General features: G+C 74.8%; 19 protein-coding genes. 4 read left to right on the plus strand and 15 right to left on the minus strand.

Annotation, left to right across the window (positions count from 1 at the left end; all coding sequences use genetic code 11):
- Window position 1: 1 nt before the first annotated feature.
- Genes HL054_RS09985 through HL054_RS10015 form a run of 7 tightly spaced genes read right to left on the minus strand, consistent with a single transcriptional unit; the run spans window position 2 to window position 5,275 of the window.
- Window positions 2-232: a hypothetical protein gene (locus tag HL054_RS09985; protein WP_369138806.1), complete on the minus strand. Its 231-nt coding sequence runs from the start codon at window positions 230-232 to the stop codon at window positions 2-4.
- Window positions 229-1,275, minus strand: coding sequence for a hypothetical protein (locus HL054_RS09990; protein WP_369138807.1), 1,047 nt, complete (start codon window positions 1,273-1,275; stop codon window positions 229-231). Before HL054_RS09990 ends, HL054_RS09985 begins: the two co-directional genes overlap by 4 nt.
- Window positions 1,272-1,874, minus strand: a complete 603-nt coding sequence (locus tag HL054_RS09995; RefSeq protein WP_369138808.1) for a UGSC family (seleno)protein — start codon at window positions 1,872-1,874, stop codon at window positions 1,272-1,274. The genes HL054_RS09990 and HL054_RS09995 overlap by 4 nt, the downstream gene beginning before the upstream one ends.
- On the minus strand, window positions 1,871-2,728 hold the full coding sequence (locus HL054_RS10000; protein ID WP_369138809.1) for an SDR family NAD(P)-dependent oxidoreductase: 858 nt from the start codon (window positions 2,726-2,728) through the stop codon (window positions 1,871-1,873). Before HL054_RS10000 ends, HL054_RS09995 begins: the two co-directional genes overlap by 4 nt.
- Complete coding sequence (locus tag HL054_RS10005) at window positions 2,725-3,621, minus strand: SDR family NAD(P)-dependent oxidoreductase (RefSeq protein ID WP_369138810.1); 897 nt, start codon at window positions 3,619-3,621, stop codon at window positions 2,725-2,727. Before HL054_RS10005 ends, HL054_RS10000 begins: the two co-directional genes overlap by 4 nt.
- Window positions 3,618-4,709, minus strand: a complete 1,092-nt coding sequence (locus HL054_RS10010) for a hypothetical protein (RefSeq protein WP_369138811.1) — start codon at window positions 4,707-4,709, stop codon at window positions 3,618-3,620. The genes HL054_RS10005 and HL054_RS10010 overlap by 4 nt, the downstream gene beginning before the upstream one ends.
- Window positions 4,706-5,275 carry a UGSC family (seleno)protein gene (locus HL054_RS10015; protein ID WP_369138812.1) on the minus strand — a complete coding sequence of 190 codons (570 nt, stop codon included), beginning with the start codon at window positions 5,273-5,275 and terminating at the stop codon, window positions 4,706-4,708. The genes HL054_RS10010 and HL054_RS10015 overlap by 4 nt, the downstream gene beginning before the upstream one ends.
- 299 nt (window positions 5,276-5,574) lie before the next feature.
- On the opposite strand from HL054_RS10015, the gene HL054_RS10020 reads away from it, so the two are divergent.
- Entirely contained in the window at window positions 5,575-6,462 is an 888-nt protein-coding gene (locus tag HL054_RS10020) for an IclR family transcriptional regulator (protein WP_369138813.1), read from the plus strand.
- A gap of 173 nt (window positions 6,463-6,635) precedes the next feature.
- On the opposite strand, the gene HL054_RS10025 is transcribed toward HL054_RS10020, so the two are convergent.
- Window positions 6,636-7,616: a phosphatase PAP2 family protein gene (locus tag HL054_RS10025; protein ID WP_369138814.1), complete on the minus strand. Its 981-nt coding sequence runs from the start codon at window positions 7,614-7,616 to the stop codon at window positions 6,636-6,638.
- Window positions 7,617-7,895: 279 nt separating this feature from the next.
- Here HL054_RS10025 and HL054_RS10030 point away from each other — a divergent pair, with 279 nt between their 5' ends.
- The 3 genes from HL054_RS10030 to HL054_RS10040 are packed head-to-tail and all read left to right on the plus strand — an operon-like array spanning window position 7,896 to window position 12,197.
- Entirely contained in the window at window positions 7,896-10,724 is a 2,829-nt protein-coding gene (locus tag HL054_RS10030; RefSeq protein ID WP_369138815.1) for an aconitate hydratase, read from the plus strand.
- A gap of 7 nt (window positions 10,725-10,731) precedes the next feature.
- A complete protein-coding gene (locus HL054_RS10035; RefSeq protein WP_369138816.1) occupies window positions 10,732-11,493 on the plus strand; it encodes an SDR family oxidoreductase in 762 nt (253 codons plus the stop codon).
- Window positions 11,493-12,197 carry a sirohydrochlorin chelatase gene (locus tag HL054_RS10040; RefSeq protein ID WP_369138817.1) on the plus strand — a complete coding sequence of 235 codons (705 nt, stop codon included), beginning with the start codon at window positions 11,493-11,495 and terminating at the stop codon, window positions 12,195-12,197. The genes HL054_RS10035 and HL054_RS10040 overlap by 1 nt, the downstream gene beginning before the upstream one ends.
- A 3-nt stretch (window positions 12,198-12,200) precedes the next feature.
- Here the strand turns inward: HL054_RS10040 and HL054_RS10045 are convergent, their stop codons facing one another.
- The 7 genes from HL054_RS10045 to HL054_RS10075 all read right to left on the minus strand — a co-directional run bounded on the left by HL054_RS10045 (window position 12,201) and on the right by HL054_RS10075 (window position 17,299).
- Complete coding sequence (locus tag HL054_RS10045) at window positions 12,201-12,479, minus strand: hypothetical protein (RefSeq protein ID WP_369138818.1); 279 nt, start codon at window positions 12,477-12,479, stop codon at window positions 12,201-12,203.
- A gap of 27 nt (window positions 12,480-12,506) precedes the next feature.
- A complete protein-coding gene (locus HL054_RS10050) occupies window positions 12,507-13,331 on the minus strand; it encodes a sulfurtransferase (protein WP_369138819.1) in 825 nt (274 codons plus the stop codon).
- Window positions 13,328-13,795: an SgcJ/EcaC family oxidoreductase gene (locus HL054_RS10055; protein ID WP_369138820.1), complete on the minus strand. Its 468-nt coding sequence runs from the start codon at window positions 13,793-13,795 to the stop codon at window positions 13,328-13,330. The genes HL054_RS10050 and HL054_RS10055 overlap by 4 nt, the downstream gene beginning before the upstream one ends.
- Before the next feature lie 174 nt (window positions 13,796-13,969).
- Window positions 13,970-14,248, minus strand: coding sequence for a hypothetical protein (locus HL054_RS10060; RefSeq protein ID WP_369138821.1), 279 nt, complete (start codon window positions 14,246-14,248; stop codon window positions 13,970-13,972).
- Window positions 14,249-14,316: 68 nt separating this feature from the next.
- The gene (locus tag HL054_RS10065; protein ID WP_369138822.1) at window positions 14,317-16,212 is read right to left on the minus strand and encodes an ABC transporter ATP-binding protein; all 1,896 of its coding nucleotides are present in this window, start codon (window positions 16,210-16,212) and stop codon (window positions 14,317-14,319) included.
- Between the two features lie 80 nt (window positions 16,213-16,292).
- The gene (locus HL054_RS10070) at window positions 16,293-17,069 is read right to left on the minus strand and encodes an enoyl-CoA hydratase/isomerase family protein (protein WP_369138823.1); all 777 of its coding nucleotides are present in this window, start codon (window positions 17,067-17,069) and stop codon (window positions 16,293-16,295) included.
- Window positions 17,066-17,299: a helix-turn-helix domain-containing protein gene (locus HL054_RS10075; RefSeq protein WP_369138824.1), complete on the minus strand. Its 234-nt coding sequence runs from the start codon at window positions 17,297-17,299 to the stop codon at window positions 17,066-17,068. Before HL054_RS10075 ends, HL054_RS10070 begins: the two co-directional genes overlap by 4 nt.
- Window positions 17,300-17,537 lie beyond the last annotated feature (238 nt).

Here is a 17,537-nt window from a genome sequence, read left to right on the forward strand (position 1 = left end):
CTCACTGCCCGTCGGTCGGGTAGGTGAGGGTGATGCTGGCCGGCTCGACGCCGAGCACGGGGGCCAGCATCGACTGCATCAGCGGCTTGGGCACCAGGCACTCCTCGCAGGCGTCCGGCCCGGCGACGATGGTCACCGCGGCGCCGGCGTCCTGGACGTCGACGTCGAGCCGGTAGTCGTCGGCCTGCAGGGTCTGGCGGAGCCGTTCCAGTTGGAGCTCGTCGACGCTCATGCGGATGCCTCCTGGGCGGTGGGGGGTACGGGGACGGACCGGCCGGACCAGGTGGACCAGCCGAACGGGCGGAAGACCATCGAGATGGCGGCGTTGGCGGCACCGGCGACGATGATCGGGATCTCCGCCGGGGACGGCATCATCGGCATCGGGTCCGGGCCGGGCTCGGCGTCGTGCGACTCCTTGCCGACGGCGCGCAGGTCGGCCTGGGTGCGGACGGCGGCGTCGAACAGCCACTGCTGGACGTCGGCCCGGCCGAACCCGGCGGCGGCGAGCTGCTGGGCGTGCTCGGGCCCGAGGACCAGCCCGCCGGTGGAGTGCTTCATGCCCAGGTAGGCGCCGGTGCGGGCGAGGGTGTCGGCGAGGTCGCGGAGCAGCGCCTCGGGGTCCTCGGTGTGCCGGTTGTCGACGTACTCGCAGTCGCGGATGAGCATCGCCGAGACGGCGTCGGTGCCGGCCGGGACGCCGCCGCCGACGCTGAACGGCTCCCACGGGGAGAGCTCCTCGTTCTCGCCGATGCACAGCTGCCAGCGGCCGGGCACGCCCTGGGTGGCCTGCTCGAGCTGCTGCGGACGGATGCCGAAGCCGTTGCGGACCAGCAGCCCGAGCGCGCGCGGCACGGTGGCGTTGGCGCGGAAGCCGGGGCCGAACACGCCGCCGGCGTAGTTCACGCCGAGCCGCTGCCGGATCGGGCCGTTGACCACCAGCATCGGCGAGGGGCCGCTGGTGGACTGCCAGGCGCCGCCCTGGGCGGCGGGCTCACCGGTGACGGCGGCCCAGGCGGCGAGCACCAGCGGGAAGTACTCGGGCAGGCAGCCGGCCATGACCGCGTTGACCGCGGCCTGGGCGACGGTGACCCGGCGGTCGAGGTGCGCCTGGGTGCCGATGACCTCGTCGGGGTCGCGGTCGACGGTGGCCAGGAACTCGGCGACGTCGGCCTCGGTGGCCGGCACGACCGGCAGGCCGTCGGTCCAGCCCTGCGCGTGGCAGTGCTCGATGGCCTGCCGGACGGTGGCCAGCGGGTCGGTGGCGGTGGCCGTCACCGGGGCGCCGGGCCGGTCAGCAGGGCGACGATCTCCGGGGTGGCGGCGGCGGCCCGGTCGCGCAGGCCCTCGCGGGACAGGTTGGCCACCGGGTGCGGCGTCGTCACGTACTGGTAGCCGGTGGTGCCCTGCAGCTCGGCCATCGCGTCGGCGCTGACCCGGAAGGCGTCGCTGACGACGACCACGGTGGGCACGCCGGCCTTCTCCAGCTGCAGGCCGTCGGCGATGGCGGAGGCGCTGCAGGAGCCGCAGTCCCCCACGCCGACGACGACCACGTCGCAGGCCTCGCGCAGCTCGGCCACCATCTCGTCCGGCGCCGGGTGCACGATGCTCGGCTTGGTCCGGGTCATCACCGGGGTCATCCCGTGCTGGGAGCTCAGCACGGAGGTGACCTCCTCGACGAACTCCGCGGCGTTGCGCTTGGTGTTGACCAGCAGCCCGAGCCGCAGCCCGGAGAGGTCGCCGGGGCGGGGGGCCAGTGCGGTCCGGCTGCGGGCGTCGCCGGGCGGGCCGACGGTCGGGTCGATGATCCGGTCGAACACGGCGGTGTCCTGCACGGCGGTCTCCTCGGGGTGGGTCGGGTGCACGGTGGCGGTCACGACGTCGCCGTCGCGGCGGGCTCGGGACGGCGCAGCGGGAACGGGCTGAGCCCACCGCCGTCGATCGGGATGGCCTGGCCGGTGACGTAGCCGGCGTCCGGGGAGGCGAGGAAGGCGACCGCGGCCGCGATGTCCTCGGCCTGACCGGCCCGGCCCACCGGGATGTTGCGCCCGCGCTGGGCCATCAGCTCGGCCTCGTCGACGTCCGCGGCGGCGGACAGGAACGCCCGGCTGGTGGCGACCAGCCCGGGGCACAGCGCGTTGACCGTGACGCCCCACGGCCCCAGGTCCATGGCCAGCGCGCGGGTCATCCCGATCACGCCGGCCTTGGACGCGGAGTAGGCGCCGGAGAACGGGGCGGCGGTGAGCCCGGCCATCGAGGAGATGTTGACGATCCGGCCGGACCGCTGCGCGCGCATCACCGGGACGGCGGCCTGGCTCATCAGCCACGGGCCGCGCAGGTTGACCGCGATCACCCGGTCGAACACCTCGATCGGCACGTCGGCGACGTCGGCCCGGTCCGGGCCCTGCGGCGCGGCCGCGTTGTTGACCAGCACGTCGAGCCGGCCGTGCCGGTCGACCGCGGCGGCGACCATGGCCTCGGCGTCGGCGGGGTCGCTGACGTCGCCCAGCACGGCCAGGGCGTCGCCGCCGGCCGCGGTGATCTCCTCGGCCAGCGCGTGCACGCCGCCCCAGCCGGCGGAGCGCTGCTCCTGCCGGGCGTTGGGCACCCCGGCCGGCTGCAGGTCGGTGACGACGACGGCGAGGCCGGAGCCGGCGAGCCGCCGGGCGATGGCCTGCCCCATCCCGTCCGGCTTGCCGCAGCCGGTGACCAGTGCGACCCGGGCGGTCACGCCTGCGCCACCGGGACGCCCTCGGGACCGACGGTCGCCGGCTCACCGGGCGGCGGCGTCTCGGTCAGCACGGCCTGGGCCGGCTTGCCCGGGCGGCCGGTGGACGGCCCGCCGTCGACCGACAGCACCTGGCCGGAGACCCACCGGGCGTGGTCGCTGGAGAGGAAGAGAACCGCCTGGGCGATGTCCCACGGGGTGCCCTCGGTGCCCAGGCCGATCCAGCCCTTGCGCACCTCGCGCATGTGCGGCGCCATGTTGGCCGCGGCGAAGGCGCCCCAGATCGCGCCGACCTGCACGCAGTTGACCCGGACCCCCTGCGGGCCGAGGGTGTTGGCCGCGCCCACGGTGAGGTTCTCCAGCCCGGCCTTGGCCAGGTTGTAGACCATCCCGGGGCCACCGGCGCGCACGCCCACCGAGCTGATGTTCACGATCGCCCCGCCGCGCGGCAGCCGCGGGGCGGCGTGCCGGGTCATCTGCCAGGCGGTGGTCAGGTTGAGGTCCATCAGCTGGTGGAAGCGCTCCGGCGTCACCTCGAAGACGCCGGCCCGGTCGCCGACGGCCACGTTGTTGACCAGCGTGTCCAGCCCGCCGAGCGCCTTCTCGGCCTCCTCGACGGCGGCCCGGCAGGCGTCGTCGTCCAGCACGTCGGCGATGACCGGGACGGCGGTGCCGCCGGCGGCGGTGATCGCCGCGACGGTGCGGTCGGCGGCGGCCGGGTCGCGGTCGAGGACGGCGACCGAGGCGCCGTGCGCGGCGAAGACCCGGCTGATCGCGTAGCCGACGCCGGGCTCCTCACCGGTCTGCCCACCGCCGGTGACCAGCGCGGTGCGGCCGGCCATCCACGGGTCGCCGGCGGCGCCGAACGGGTCGCTGAGCGGGTCGGGCTGGGTCACGAGGAACTCCCTGGGGTGGTGCGGCCGAGGACGGGGACGGAGCGGGCGGACCAGCCGGTGAAGACGCGCACGACCATGGAGATGCCGGCGTTCCGGGCGCCGGCGACGGCGATCGGCAGCACCTCGGGCCCGGTGCCGGAGAAGAGCGGGTCGAAGTCCGCCGGCGGGGTGGTGCCGTCGGCGAAGCGGACGCCGTTGGGGCCGACGCCGTCCTTGCCGACCCGGGCGAGGTCGGCCTTGGTGCGGCCGCAGCGCTCGACCAGCCAGGCGCGGACGTCGGCGCGGCTCATCCCGGCCCCGGCGAGCAGCTGGGCGTGCTCGGGGCAGAACACCACACCGGCCGGGGCGTGCCCGAAGATCAGCGCGCCGCTGCGGGAGATGGTGTCGGCGAAGTCGGCGAGCAGCTGCTCGGGGTCGGCGGTGTGCCGGTTGTCGACGTACTCGACGGTGCGGGTCAGCATCGCCGACACCGCGCTGGTGCCGGCCGGGACGCCGCCCTCGACCGACATCGGCTCCCAGGGGCTCTCCTCCTCGTTCTCCCCCAGGCAGACCTGCCAGCGGCCGGGGAGGCCCTGGGTGGCCTGCTCGAAGCCGTGCGGCACCACGCCGAGGGCGTTGCGCACGATGAGGCCGAGCGCGCGGGCGACGGTCATGTTCGGCCGGAAGCCCGGGCCGAACGCGCCGCCGGCGGAGTTGAACCCGAGCTCCTGGCGCACCGGGCCGTTGACGACCAGCAGCGGCGAGGGGCCGCTGGTGCTCTGCCAGCCGCCGCCGGTGGCGGCCCGGTCGGTCTGGACCGCCTCCCAGGCGGCGAGCACGACCGGGAAGTACTCCGGCCGGCAGCCGGCCATGGCGGCGTTGATCGCGGCCAGCTCGACGGTGACGGTGCGGTGCAGGTGCTCGAGCGAGCCGATGACCTCCTCCGGCGACCGGTCGACGGTGGCCAGGAAGCGGTCGACCAGCCGGCGGGTGGCCGGCACGACGGGCAGCCCGTCGGACCAGCCCTGGTCGAAGCCGTGCTCGACGGCGGCCCAGGCGGCGTCCGGGTCGGCGTCGGGGAGGGCGTCGGCGGTCCCGACGGCCGTCACGAGGCCTGCTCCCGCGGTGCCGTGGCACCGTCGGCCGTGACGGTGCCGACGACCTGCGGCGCCAGCTGGACGGCGCGCTCGGCGACCGCCTCCGGCGCGAGCACGGCCACCGGGTGCGGGGTGGTCAGGTACGCGTAGCCGGGGTCGCCCTGCACCTCGGCCATGGCGCTGGCGGTGGTGGTGAAGGCGTCGGAGCAGATGACCGCGGTCGGGACGCCGGCCCGCTCCAGCGCGATGCCGTCGGCGACCGCGGCGGCGCTGCACGACCCGCAGTCCCCGACGCCGACGAGCACGACGTCGCACTCGCGGACCAGCTCGTCGAGCTGCTCCTGCGGCATCGGCAGCGCGAACGCCGTCTTGGTGCGGCGCAGCACGGTGACCGCGCCGCGGTCCCGCTCGAGCAGGCCGCCGATCTCGTCCAGCAGCAGCGCGGCGTTGTGCTTGGTGTTCTCCAGCAGGCCGATGCGGGCGCCGGCCAGGTCGGCGCGGCGGGGGGCGCGGGTGTTGCTGACCGAGCGGACCGCGGAGCGGCCGGTCGGGTCCAGGACGTCGGCGAGCGTGGCCATCAGACGACCGGACCCGTCGCGGTGGGGTGGGACATCGGGTCCTCCTCGGGTGGGGTGCCGCCCGGCCCGGAGGTGCGGGCGGACGGCCGGCAGGACGGCGGCAGACCCCGGTGACGGCGGTCACCTCGTCGCTCGATGTGATCCTGCGCGTGACGTGTGCCACGCTGCGAGGACTCTTCCCCGGGACGGAAGCCACGCCGGTCAGCGGCCTGCTTGACATCCGTCCCAGCCGGTCGGACCGTGTGATCGAGACCACGGGTCGCTGGCCCGTGCGCCTACCGAAAGACCAGGAGGACGACATGCCGGCAACGATGCCGCTGCAGCCCGTCGAGGGTGCCCGCCAGGGGCGGCGCCCGTCCACGACCGGTGCCACGCCCGTCGGGGGCTCGTCCCCCGCGACCGCCGCCGGCCGCACCCTCGCGGTGCTCGCCGCCTTCGGGCCGGAGCACCCCTGGCTGTCGCTGTCGGACATCAGCCGGCGCACCGGTCTGTCGCTGACCACCACCCACCGGCTCGTGGGCGAGCTCCGCCAGTGGGGCGCGCTGGAGCGGGGCTCCGACGGGCGGTACGGCATCGGCCTGCGGCTGCTCGAGCTCGGCGCGTGCGCCCCGCACGGGCTCAAGCTGCGCGAGCTGGCGCTCCCCTTCCTGGACGACCTGCACCACGCCACCCGGGCGAACATCCACCTCGCCGTCCGGGACGGCCACGACGTCGTCTACGTCGAGGCGCTGCGGGCGCGCGGCGCCATCCGGGTGATGTCCCGGCTCGGCGGGCGCTGGCCGCTGCACGCCACCGGCACCGGGCAGGTGCTGCTCGCCTTCGCCTCCACCGAGGTCCAGGAGGAGGTGCTCGCCAGCCCGCTGCGGCGGTTCACCGCCAACACGATCACCGACGTCGACCACCTGCGCCGGGTGCTGGCCGAGGTGCGGCGCACCGGTGTCGCGGTCGCGGAGAACCAGCTGCCCCCGGCCGGCGCGCTCGCCGTGGCGGTGCCGGTCCGCGGTCCGGGCGACGAGGTGGTCGCGGCGCTCGGCGTCACCGTGCAGCGCGACGCGACGAAGAGCCACGCGCTGATCCCGGTGATGGCGGCCACCGCCCGCGGCATCAGCCGGGCGCTGGGCGCGCCGTCGGTGAGCACCGTCGACCCGCGCACCGTCCGCCGCTCGGTCGAGCCCGACCTGATCTGACCCCGCCGCGACGGCGGGCCGAGCCGGCACGTCGTCCGGCCGCGACGGCGGGCCCGGCAGCGCGGCGCGTCGTCCTGGCTCACCTCCCGTGCTCCTGGCTCAGCGCAGGACGTGAGCCAGGAGCACCCGGGATCAGGTGACCTGATCCCGGGGCGACCCGACCGCCCCGGTGCTCAGCCGGCCGGCTCGACCAGCCGGTCCGGGGTGCGGCGACCCCGCTGCAGCGCGGTGCCGAGCGCCGTCACCAGCCGGGGCACCAGCGCCCACACGGCGCCGGCGTAGAGGGCGCCCAGCAGCGTGTCCACCACGTAGTGCTCGCCGGACCAGACCAGCACCAGCGGCATGACGACCGCGTAGGACACCAGCAGCACCCGCTGCCAGAGGTGGCGGGCCAGCGGCAGCAGCACCAGGCAGGTCAGCACGGCGAAGGCGGTGTGCAGCGAGGGCACCGCGGCGACGGCGTTGACCTGGCCCTGCCCGGTGTGCAGCACGGCACCGGCCTTGGGCAGCCCGAGCACCGCCCACCCGGAGCTGCTGATCCGGTCGACGTGCTCGATGACGCCCTCACGTGCGGCCAGCCACGGCGGGGCGGCCGGGTAGAGGACGTAGGTGACCAGCCCGGCCGCCGAGAGCCCGACGACCAGCCGGGCGTAGCCGACCCAACGGGCCCGGTCGCGCAGCCACAGCACGGCCAGCACCAGCGGGGTCACCACGAAGTGGCTGGCGTACACCAGCGAGGCGACGGCCTTCCACCAGTCGGCGTCCCAGCGCTCCTGCAGCCAGGCGGTGGGGAGCACGCCGTCGGCCAGCCACCGGTCGGCGTCGGCCAGCTCGGCGACGTGCACCGGCATGCCCAGCCCGTCGGCCATCCCCCGGCTGAGGTCGTAGAGCAGCAGGAGCCCGACCAGCGGCAGCCAGTCGGCCAGCAGCCGCAGCAGCGCCGACCAGCCCCGACCGAGCGACTGCAGGGCGAGCGCGGCCAGCACCCAGCCGAGCAGCACCAGCCGGTCGGTGGGCAGCCCGGTGGTGGTGCAGGTGGCGACGAAGGCGGCGAGCAGCCCAACGGTGAGCGACCACCGGAGCCCGCGGGCCCGGTCGGCGGCGGACGTCGTCACCGCGGGTGCCGGCGCCCCCGTGCTGGTGACGGTGGTCATGGCGAGGCACGCTAGGGGACGGCGACGCCCGGTGGGACCGCGCCGGGCACGGCACGCCGCCCGGTGCAGCGGCCGGGACTGCGGTGACGCGTGGTGCGGTCACCGGCGACCGGCCGCCCGCGAACCGGCCACCGAGGGTGGCGCGGACGGTGAGCCCGGTCACCGAGGGTGAACATAGGGTGGCCTTGCTCCGCAGACTCCGGTGCGGGCTGGGATGATCGAGGGTGGTACATCGAGGCGCAGGACGCGCGCAGGACCAGCGAGGGTGAGGCGCAAGCAGTGGCAGCCAGCAAGGACAGCTTCGGGGCCCGGACGACGCTCGACGTCGACGGGACCGAGTACGACATCTTCCGGCTCGACGCGGTGGAGGGCGCGGACAAGCTGCCCTTCAGCCTGAAGGTCCTGCTGGAGAACCTCCTCCGCACCGAGGACGGCGCCAACATCACCGCGGACCACATCCGCGCCCTGGCGAACTGGGACCCGTCCGCCGAGCCGGACCAGGAGATCCAGTTCACCCCGGCCCGGGTGGTCATGCAGGACTTCACCGGCGTCCCGTGCATCGTCGACCTCGCCACCATGCGCGAGGCGATGGCCGACCTCGGCGGCGACCCGCAGAAGATCAACCCGCTGGCCCCGGCCGAGCTGGTCATCGACCACTCCGTGATCGCCGACGTCTTCGGCACGCCGGAGTCCTTCGAGCGCAACGTCGAGATCGAGTACGAGCGCAACGGCGAGCGCTACCAGTTCCTCCGCTGGGGCCAGGGCGCGTTCGACGACTTCAAGGTCGTCCCCCCGGGCACCGGCATCGTGCACCAGGTCAACATCGAGCACCTGGCCCGCGTCGTCTTCCCGCGGGCGGAGGGCGACCGCACCCTCGCCTACCCCGACACCTGCGTCGGCACCGACTCCCACACCACCATGGTCAACGGCCTGGGCGTGCTGGGCTGGGGCGTCGGCGGCATCGAGGCCGAGGCGGCCATGCTGGGCCAGCCGGTCTCGATGCTCATCCCCCGGGTCGTCGGCTTCAAGCTCACCGGCCAGCTGCCGGACGGCGCCACCGCCACCGACCTGGTGCTGACCATCACCGAGATGCTGCGCCAGCACGGCGTGGTCGGGAAGTTCGTCGAGTTCTACGGCGCCGGCGTCTCCGCCGTCCCGCTGGCCAACCGGGCCACGATCGGCAACATGAGCCCGGAGTTCGGCTCCACCGCGGCGATGTTCCCCATCGACGAGGAGACCATCACCTACCTGCAGCTCACCGGCCGCAGCGCCGAGCAGGTCGCCCTGGTCGAGGCCTACGCCAAGGAGCAGGGCCTCTGGCACGACGCCTCCCGCGAGCCGGCGTTCTCCGAGTACCTGGAGCTCGACCTCGGCACCGTCGTCCCGTCGATCGCCGGGCCGAAGCGCCCGCAGGACCGGGTCGCCATCACCGAGGCCAAGGAGGCGTTCCGCGAGGCGCTGCCCACCTACGCCCCCGGCGGTGACGACGACCCCGACGACGCCGCGGCCGAGACCTCCACGGTCGACGAGGCCGTCGAGGAGACGTTCCCCGCGTCGGACCCGGCCAGCCCCTTCGCCACCGGCAACGGCGACGCCGGCAAGCCGCACACCGCGGTGAACGGCTCGGACTCCGGCCGCACGTCCAAGCGCACCCCGGTGGTGATGGAGGACGGCACCGAGACCTTCGTCGACCACGGGCACGTGGTGATCGCCGCGATCACCTCCTGCACCAACACCTCCAACCCGCAGGTGATGATCGGTGCGGCGCTGCTGGCCAAGAACGCCGTCGAGCGCGGGCTGACCACCAAGCCGTGGGTGAAGACGACGCTGGCTCCCGGGTCCAAGGTCGTCATGGACTACTACGAGAAGGCCGAGCTCACCCCGTACCTGGAGAAGCTCGGCTTCTACCTGGTCGGCTACGGCTGCACCACCTGCATCGGCAACTCCGGGCCGCTGCCCGAGCCGGTCAGCAAGGCGGTCAACGAGGCCGACCTCGCGGTCGTCTCGGTGCTGTCGGGCAACCGGAACTTCGAGGGCCGGATCAACCCCGACGTCAAGATGAACTACCTGGCCTCCCCGCCGCTGGTCATCGCCTACGCCCTGGCCGGCTCCATGGACGTCGACCTGAACAACGACCCGCTGGGCCAGGACACCGACGGCACCGACGTCTTCCTGCGCGACATCTGGCCGTCGCCGCAGGAGGTGCAGCGGACCATCGACCTCGCCGTGTCCGCCGAGCAGTTCGGCCGCAGCTACGAGGACGTCTTCGCCGGCACCGAGCAGTGGCAGAACCTGCCCACGCCCACCGGCGACACCTTCGAGTGGGACGCGCAGAGCACCTACGTGCGCAAGCCCCCGTACTTCGACGGCATGCCGGCCGAGCCGGCCCCGGTGCAGGACATCACCGGCGCCCGCACCCTCGCTGTCCTGGGCGACTCGGTCACGACCGACCACATCTCCCCGGCCGGTTCGATCAAGGCCGACTCCCCCGCGGGCCGGTACCTGCAGGAGCACGGCATCGAGCGCCGCGACTTCAACTCCTACGGCTCGCGCCGCGGGAACCACGAGGTCATGATCCGCGGCACCTTCGCCAACATCCGGCTGCGCAACCAGCTGGTGCCCGGCACCGAGGGCGGCGTCACCAAGAACCACCTGACCGGGGAGACGACCTCGATCTACGACGCCTCGCGGGCCTACATCGACGCCGGCGTCCCGCTGGTCGTGCTGGCCGGCAAGGAGTACGGCTCCGGCTCCTCCCGCGACTGGGCGGCCAAGGGGACGGCGCTGCTCGGCGTCCGCGCGGTCATCGCGGAGAGCTACGAGCGCATCCACCGGTCGAACCTGATCGGCATGGGCGTGCTGCCGCTGCAGTACCCCGAGGGCCAGGACCGGGAGTCCCTCGGCCTGACCGGTGACGAGGAGTTCGAGATCACCGGGGTGACGGCGCTGAACGACGGCGGCGTCCCCCGCACGGTGAAGGTCAAGGCCGGGGCGGTCGAGTTCGACGCCCGGGTCCGGATCGACACCCCCGGTGAGGCGAACTACTACCGCAACGGCGGGATCATGCAGTACGTGCTGCGGTCGCTCCGCGGCACCGTCTCCGCCTGACCGGCTGATGGACCTGGGTCTGGGTGGTCGCGGGTACCTGCTCACCGGCGCGAGCCGGGGGCTGGGCTTCGCGACCGCCCGGGCCCTGGTCGACGACGGAGCCCGGGTGCTGCTCAGCGCCCGGTCCGCGGCGTCGGTCGACGCCGCGGCCGCCGCGCTCGGCGGTGCGCCGGCCGCGACCGGCGTGGCCGCCGACCTCGCGGACCCCGCGGCAGCCGAGGAGCTCGTCGGTGCCGCCGTCGACCGGCTCGGCCGGGTGGACGGCGTGTTGATCTCGGTCGGCGGCCCGGCCACCGGCGGCGTCCTGGACGTCGACGAGGCGGCCTGGCGCGCCGGCGTCGACAGCGTGCTGCTCGGCCCGCTGTGGCTGGTCCGGGCGCTGGTGCCGCACCTGTCCGAGGGCGCGGCGATCGCCTTCGTCCTGTCCACCTCGGTGCGCCAGCCGATCGGGTACCTGGCCGTCTCCAACGGCCTGCGGCCCGGGCTGGCGATGACCGCCAAGGCCCTGGCCGACGAGCTCGGGCCCCGCGGCATCCGGGTGGTCGGGCTGCTGCCCGGCACCATCGCCACCGACCGGATCACCGAGATCGAGGACGCGTCCGGGGACGCCGGGGCGATGCGGGCCCGGACCGAGTCGACGATCCCGCTGCGCCGGGTCGGCCGGCCCGAGGAGTTCGGCGCCGTCGCCGCCTTCGCCCTCTCCCCCGCCGCCTCCTACGTCACCGGGACGATGCTCACCGTCGACGGCGGCATCACGAGGGCTCTCTGATGACGGACGACCCCCAGCCAGTGCTCGTCGCCTGCGCGCACGGCACCCGCAGCCCGACCGGACGGCGGCTGATCGGCGAGCTCGCGCTGGCCGCCCGCGCGCTGCGGCCGGGCCTGCGGACGACGGCGGCCTTCGTCGACGTGCAGCCGCCGACCGTCGTCGACGTCGTCGCCGGGCTCGGTACGGCCGGCACCCCGGCGGTCGTCGTCCCGTTGCTGCTGTCCGGCGGCTACCACGTGCACGTCGACATCGCCGGTGCCGTGGCCGACCACCCCTCGGCGGTCGCCGCCCGGCCGCTGGGACCCGACCCGCGACTGGTGGCGGTGCTCACCGACCGGCTGCTCGCCGCAGGCGCGGACCGCGACGACCCGGCCACCGCCGTCGTCCTGGCCGCCGCCGGCTCGAGCGACCCGCGTGCGGTGGCCGACGTCGAGGACACCGCCCGGCTGCTGCAGCAGGACTGGGCCGGTCCGGTGAGCACCGGCTACGGCTCGGCCGCCCAGCCCCCCGTCCCCGACGCCGTCGCCGCGGCCCGAGCGGCCGGCGCGCGGCGGGTGGTGGTCGCGGCCTACCTGCTGGCGCCGGGGCACTTCCACGACAAGCTGCAGGGTGCTGGCGCCGATTGCGTCACGGCGCCATTGCTGCCCGACGAGCGGATCGCCGCCGTCCTGCTCGACCGCTACGACGCCGCGCTGCCCGCCTGAGCCTCAGGGCTGCCAGCCCAGCCACGTCTCGCCGGCGGTGACGACCAGCCACCAGGACAGCGCCGCGACCACCGGCACGGCCAGCACCCACCAGGACCGCGCCTGCGCCAGCCGGACCAGCACCCAGGCCAGCACCACCCACAGCATCCACAGCGGGACGAGCGCCCAGCCCGGGACGAGCAGCCCGGCGGCCAGGTAGAGCAGGCCGACGCCCAGCAGCGCCAGCCCGGCGACGACGGCGGCCACCAGCGGGCCGCGGGAGGTGCGCACGGGGAGGGTCACGGCGGCAGTCTGCCCGGCCGGACGCGCTCAGCGGGCGTCGTGCGGCGCGGGTCCGGTGGCGACCGGGCGGTCCGGGTCCGCCGACCACTGGGACCACGACCCCGGCCACAGCGCCGCCTCGATCCCGGCCTCGGCCAGCGCGGCGACCTGGTGGGCGGCGGTGACGCCGGAGCCGCAGTAGACACCGACCGTCGTCCCCGGGGCCACGCCGAGCGCGGCGAAGCGCTCGGTCAGTACAGCGGCGGTACGGAACCGGCCGTCGGCGTCGAGGTTCTCCGCGGTCGGCGCGCTGACCGCCCCCGGCACGTGCCCGGCCCGCGGGTCGACGGGCTCGTGCTCACCGCGGTACCGCTCGCCGGCCCGGGCGTCGAGCAGCACGCCGTCGCCCGCGGCCAGCGCGGCCGCCTCGTCGGGGCCGAGCACCGGGAGCGCCCCGCCGGTGAGCGTCACGCTCCCCGGCCGCGGGACCACCTCGCCCTGCTCCAGCGGGCCCCGCCAGGCGGCGAGCCCGCCGTCCAGGATGCTGACGTCGGTCAGGCCCGCCCAGCGCAGCACCCACCAGGCCCGGGCCGCGGCCAGCCCGCCTGCGGCGTCGTAGACGACGACCCTCGACCCGTCCTCGAGCCCCCACCGGCGTGCGGCTGACTGCAGCGCCTGTACCGACGGCAGCGGGTGCCGGCCCTCGGCCGGGCTGCCCGGCGCCGCGAGCTCGGTCTCGAGGTCCACGAAGACGGCTCCGGGCAGGTGGCCGGCGCGGTACTGCTCCCGGCCGTCGGTGCGGCCGAGCTGCCAGCGGACGTCGAGCAGCACGGCGTCGGCGGGCACCTGGTCCGCCGCGGTCAGCACGGTCACCGGGCCGGCTCCGAGCGGGCCGCCTCCAGCTCCGCGGTCAGCGCCGCGACCGCGTCCGCCCGGCCGCCGTAGCGGGCCGGGGTGCTCTGCAGCACCGCGATCTTCCACCGGCTGCCGTCCTCCACCGCGGTGAGCACGTGGACCGCGTGCAGCGCCGGGTCGACCGACGTGGCCCCGGGCGGCACCATGCCGGCGACGCCGTGCAGCACGGCCACGCCCTCGGTGAGCCGGCGCACCGACCGGACGATGCCGACGAAGCTCGGGGTGGCGTGCTCGCTGAAGATGCGGCGCATGTCCGCCGCGATGGACAGCCGCCCGCTGCGCAGCGTGCCGTCCATCTCGACCCACTCGCCGTCGTCGGCGAACACCGAGGAGACCGTGACGCCGCTGCGCTGGTTCCACCCGGCGAGGAAGCGGGCGTACAGCGCCCGGATCTGGGTGTCGTGCGGATGGCCTGCGCTCAAGGGACTGCTCCTGCGAGGTGGTGCGGGTGGGTCGGGAGTGACGCTAGTGCGCCGTCCACGACCACGGTCTCTCCCGCGCCGGGCAGGGGCGGACAGGTCCGTCCGGGCCACCGCCGTGAGGCTCGCCGGTGACCCTCAGCGACTCAGCGGTGACTCGGAAGGCACCTGTCCGGCTCAGAACGCGGAGACCGTCTCCGCGACGAACCCGCCGCCCTGCTCCCTCACGAGCCAGACCCGCACGTCCTTCCCACCGGCTGCGCTCTTCTCGTGGAAGCGGACCACCTCCCCGTGCCGGACGCCGTGCCCGCGGATGTGCAGCTCCTGACCACCGCCGTCGATGCAGAACTCGGCGTCCCCGGCGAACTGCTCCAGCGAGCCGCTCTCCCCGTCCGGGACGACGGTCACCGGGTAGGGCTTGCCGGATGCCACGGAGTGCCACTGCTGAGCGGTCATGGGTGCCCCTGTCCTCGGGAGTGCGCTGACGGACCCAACGGTCCCACGAGCCGGGTGCCGATGTGCTGTCAGCCGACCGGTATGTCGGTGTGCATCTCTGCCGGCGCGAACTGGGTGCGGTACAGGTCGGCGTAGTGGCCGCCCCGGGCCAGCAGCTCCTCGTGCGTGCCGCGCTCGATGATCCGCCCGGCGTCCACCACCAGGATCAGGTCGGCGCCCCGGATGGTCGACAGCCGGTGCGCGATCACCAGCGACGTCCGGCCGGCGAGGGCGGCGTCCAGAGCGTGCTGCACGGCCACCTCGGACTCGCTGTCCAGGTGCGCGGTCGCCTCGTCCAGGATCACCACGCCCGGCGCCTTGAGCAGCACCCGGGCGATCGCGAGCCGCTGCTTCTCCCCGCCCGACATCCGGTAGCCGCGGTCGCCGACCACGGTGTCCAGCCCGTCCGGGAGGGAGTGCACCAGGGCGGCGATCCGGGCGCCGGTCAGCGCCTCCCACAGCTCGGCCTCGGTGGCCTCCGGCCGGGCGTAGCGCAGGTTCGCGCCGATGGTGTCGTGGAACAGGTGGGAGTCCTGGCTGACCACGCCGATGGCGTCCCGCAGCGAGGCGCTGGTGGCGCGGCGGACGTCCACCCCGCCGACCCGCACCGCGCCGTCGGTGACGTCGTAGAGCCGGGAGACCAGCGCGGCCATCGTCGACTTGCCCGCACCGGAGGTGCCGACCAGCGCGACCAGCTGCCCGGGCTCGGCCCGGAACGAGACGTCGTGCAGCACGTCGGCCGAGGCGTGCTGCTCGGGGACCGCGACGTCCTCCAGCGACGCCAGCGACACCTCGTCCGGCGAGGGGTAGCGGAAGGAGACCCGGTCGAACTCGATCGACCGGTCGTCGGCCGGCACCGGGACGGCGTCCGGCGCCTCGGCGATCATCGGCGCCAGGTCGAGCACCTCGAAGACCCGGTCGAAGCTGACCAGCGCGCTCATCACGTCGACCCGCACGTTGGCCAGCGCGGTCAGCGGGCCGTAGAGCCGGGACAGCAGCAGCGCCAGCGCGACGACGTCCCCGGCCGACAGCGACCCGGTGAAGGCCAGCGCCCCGCCCAGCCCGTACACCAGGGCGGTGGCCAGCGCGGCGACCAGGGTGAGCGAGGTGAAGAAGACCCGGCCGTACATCGCCGACAGCACGCCGATGTCGCGCACCCGGGACGCCCGGCCGCGGAACGAGTCGGCCTCGGCCTCGGGGCGGCCGAAGAGCTTGACCAGCAGCGCGCCCGCGACGTTGAACCGCTCGGTCATGGTGGCGTTCATCGAGGCGTTCAGCCCGTAGGACTCCCGGGTGATCTCCTGCAGCCGCTTGCCGATCCGCTGCGCCGGCAGCACGAACAGCGGCACCATCACGATCGACAGCAGGGTGATCTGCCAGGACAGGCTGAACATGACGCCGGCGGTGAGCACCAGCGCGATCACGTTGGACACGACGCCGGACAGCGTGGAGGTGAACGCCCGCTGCGCCCCGACGACGTCGTTGTTGAGCCGGCTGACCAGGGCGCCGGTCTGGGTGCGGGTGAAGAAGGCGACCGGCATCCGCTGCACGTGCTCGAACACCCGGGTGCGCAGGTCGTAGATGACGCCCTCGCCGATCCGCGCGGAGTACCAGCGCTGGACCAGCGAGCTCACCGCGTCCAGCAGGGCGAGGCCGGCGATGAACAGCGCGATCCGGACGACGTCGCCCGCGGTGCCGGTCAGCCCGGCGATCCGGTTGACGATGTCGCCGGCCAGCAGCGGGGTGACCACGCCGATGACCGACGAGAACACCACCAGCGACAGGAAGCCGACCAGCTCCCGCCGGTAGGGGCCGGCGATGCCGAGGATCCGGCGGACCGTCCCCTTCGGGATCTGCCGCGACGTCACCGACGAGTCGCGGCTGAACGACCGCATCGCGGCCATCGAGGTCATCGGGGAGTCCATGGCACTACCTCATCGCTGCCGCTGCAACTGTGTAATCAACCGCTCGAACAGCGCGGCTCCCCGCGATGTTCCGGCGCCGGTCAGTTCCGTACGGCGAGGGCGGCCAGCCGGCGCACCTGGGCGGCCCGCTCGGCGGCGTCCTGCTTCGCCGGCTCCGCCCGCACGGCGGACCGGAGCAGCGCGAGGGTCTCCCGGGCGGCGTCCACGTCGGGGCCGAGCAGCGCCGCGGTGAGGTCGGCGACGGTGGCCTCGAGCTGGTCGACCGGGACCGCGGCGTTGGCCAGGCCGACCGCGACGGCCTCCGCGGCACCGACGGCGCGGCCGGTCAGGCAGATCTCCACGGCCCGGCTGTAGCCCACCAGCTCCACCAGCGTGCTGGTGCCGGTCAGGTCGGGCACCAGGCCCAGGGTGGCCTCGGGCAGCCGCAGCTGCGCGTCCTCGGCGAAGACCCGCAGGTCGCAGGCGAGGGCCAGCTGCGCGCCGGCGCCGATGGCGTGGCCCTGCACCGCGGCCACGGAGACCACGCCGGGTGAGCGCAGCCACCGGAAGGCGGCCTGGAAACCGCGGATCCGCTCCTGCGCCTGCTCCGGGGGCATCGAGCCGAGGTCGGCGAGCCCGCCGGTCACCCCGGGGTCGGGGCTGAACAGCGTCCGATCCAGGCCGGCGGAGAACGCCCGCCCGGCGCCCCGCACGACGACCACCCGGACGTCGCCGTCCAGCTGCTCACCGACGGCGCGCAGCGCCGCCCAGGTGGCCGGGGTCTGCGCGTTGAGCTGGTCGGCGCGGTCCAGGGTGACGGTGAGGACGGCGCCGTCGCGGGCCGTCCTCACCCAGCCGTCAGGGTCCGGCGAGCTCACGCACTCTTCTTGTTCGCGTTGCGGTTCGCCCCGCCCCGGCCACGCAGGCTCGCGCCCGACTCCGACAGCAGCCGGTGGACGAACCCGTAGGAGCGGTTGGTCGACGTGGCCAGCGAGCGGATGCTCTCCCCGCCGTCGTACCGCTCGCGGAGCTCGTCGGCCAGCGACGTGCGGTCGTCCCCGGTGATGCGCTTGCCCTTGGTCAGGTCAGCAGTGCTCGAGTCGGCCATGACTCCCCTCCTGTCAGGGGTGCCCCGCCGGTTCGCACCGACGGCTGCCCCTTGTCCCCCGGCGCCGTCGTCCCGGTGACATCGGCGTCCCAGGACCGATGATCACCCGGCTGACCCCGCTCGGCCACCGGAGATGGGAAGTGCACGACCGAAATATCCGGCAGCACCCCAGCGGAGGGGGCGGCCTCGCTGCAGGGGCCCGCGTCGAGCTCGCGAGACGTGGGGCGCAGCGAGGTCC

This window comes from Modestobacter versicolor (assembly GCF_041028285.1).
Lineage (GTDB): Bacteria > Actinomycetota > Actinomycetes > Mycobacteriales > Geodermatophilaceae > Modestobacter > Modestobacter versicolor_A.

Bases quoted from the DNA above. Each gene is read 5' to 3' on its own strand.
- HL054_RS09985 (WP_369138806.1), bottom strand. From the start codon at position 232: ATGAGCGTCGACGAGCTCCAACTGGAACGGCTCCGCCAGACCCTGCAG.
- HL054_RS10015 (WP_369138812.1), bottom strand. From the start codon at position 5,275: ATGGCCACGCTCGCCGACGTCCTGGACCCGACCGGCCGCTCCGCGGTC.
- HL054_RS10020 (WP_369138813.1), top strand. From the start codon at position 5,575: ATGCCGGCAACGATGCCGCTGCAGCCCGTCGAGGGTGCCCGCCAGGGG.
- HL054_RS10025 (WP_369138814.1), bottom strand. From the start codon at position 7,616: ATGACCACCGTCACCAGCACGGGGGCGCCGGCACCCGCGGTGACGACG.
- HL054_RS10035 (WP_369138816.1), top strand. From the start codon at position 10,732: ATGGACCTGGGTCTGGGTGGTCGCGGGTACCTGCTCACCGGCGCGAGC.
- HL054_RS10040 (WP_369138817.1), top strand. From the start codon at position 11,493: ATGACGGACGACCCCCAGCCAGTGCTCGTCGCCTGCGCGCACGGCACC.
- HL054_RS10060 (WP_369138821.1), bottom strand. From the start codon at position 14,248: ATGACCGCTCAGCAGTGGCACTCCGTGGCATCCGGCAAGCCCTACCCG.
- HL054_RS10065 (WP_369138822.1), bottom strand. From the start codon at position 16,212: ATGGACTCCCCGATGACCTCGATGGCCGCGATGCGGTCGTTCAGCCGC.
- HL054_RS10075 (WP_369138824.1), bottom strand. From the start codon at position 17,299: ATGGCCGACTCGAGCACTGCTGACCTGACCAAGGGCAAGCGCATCACC.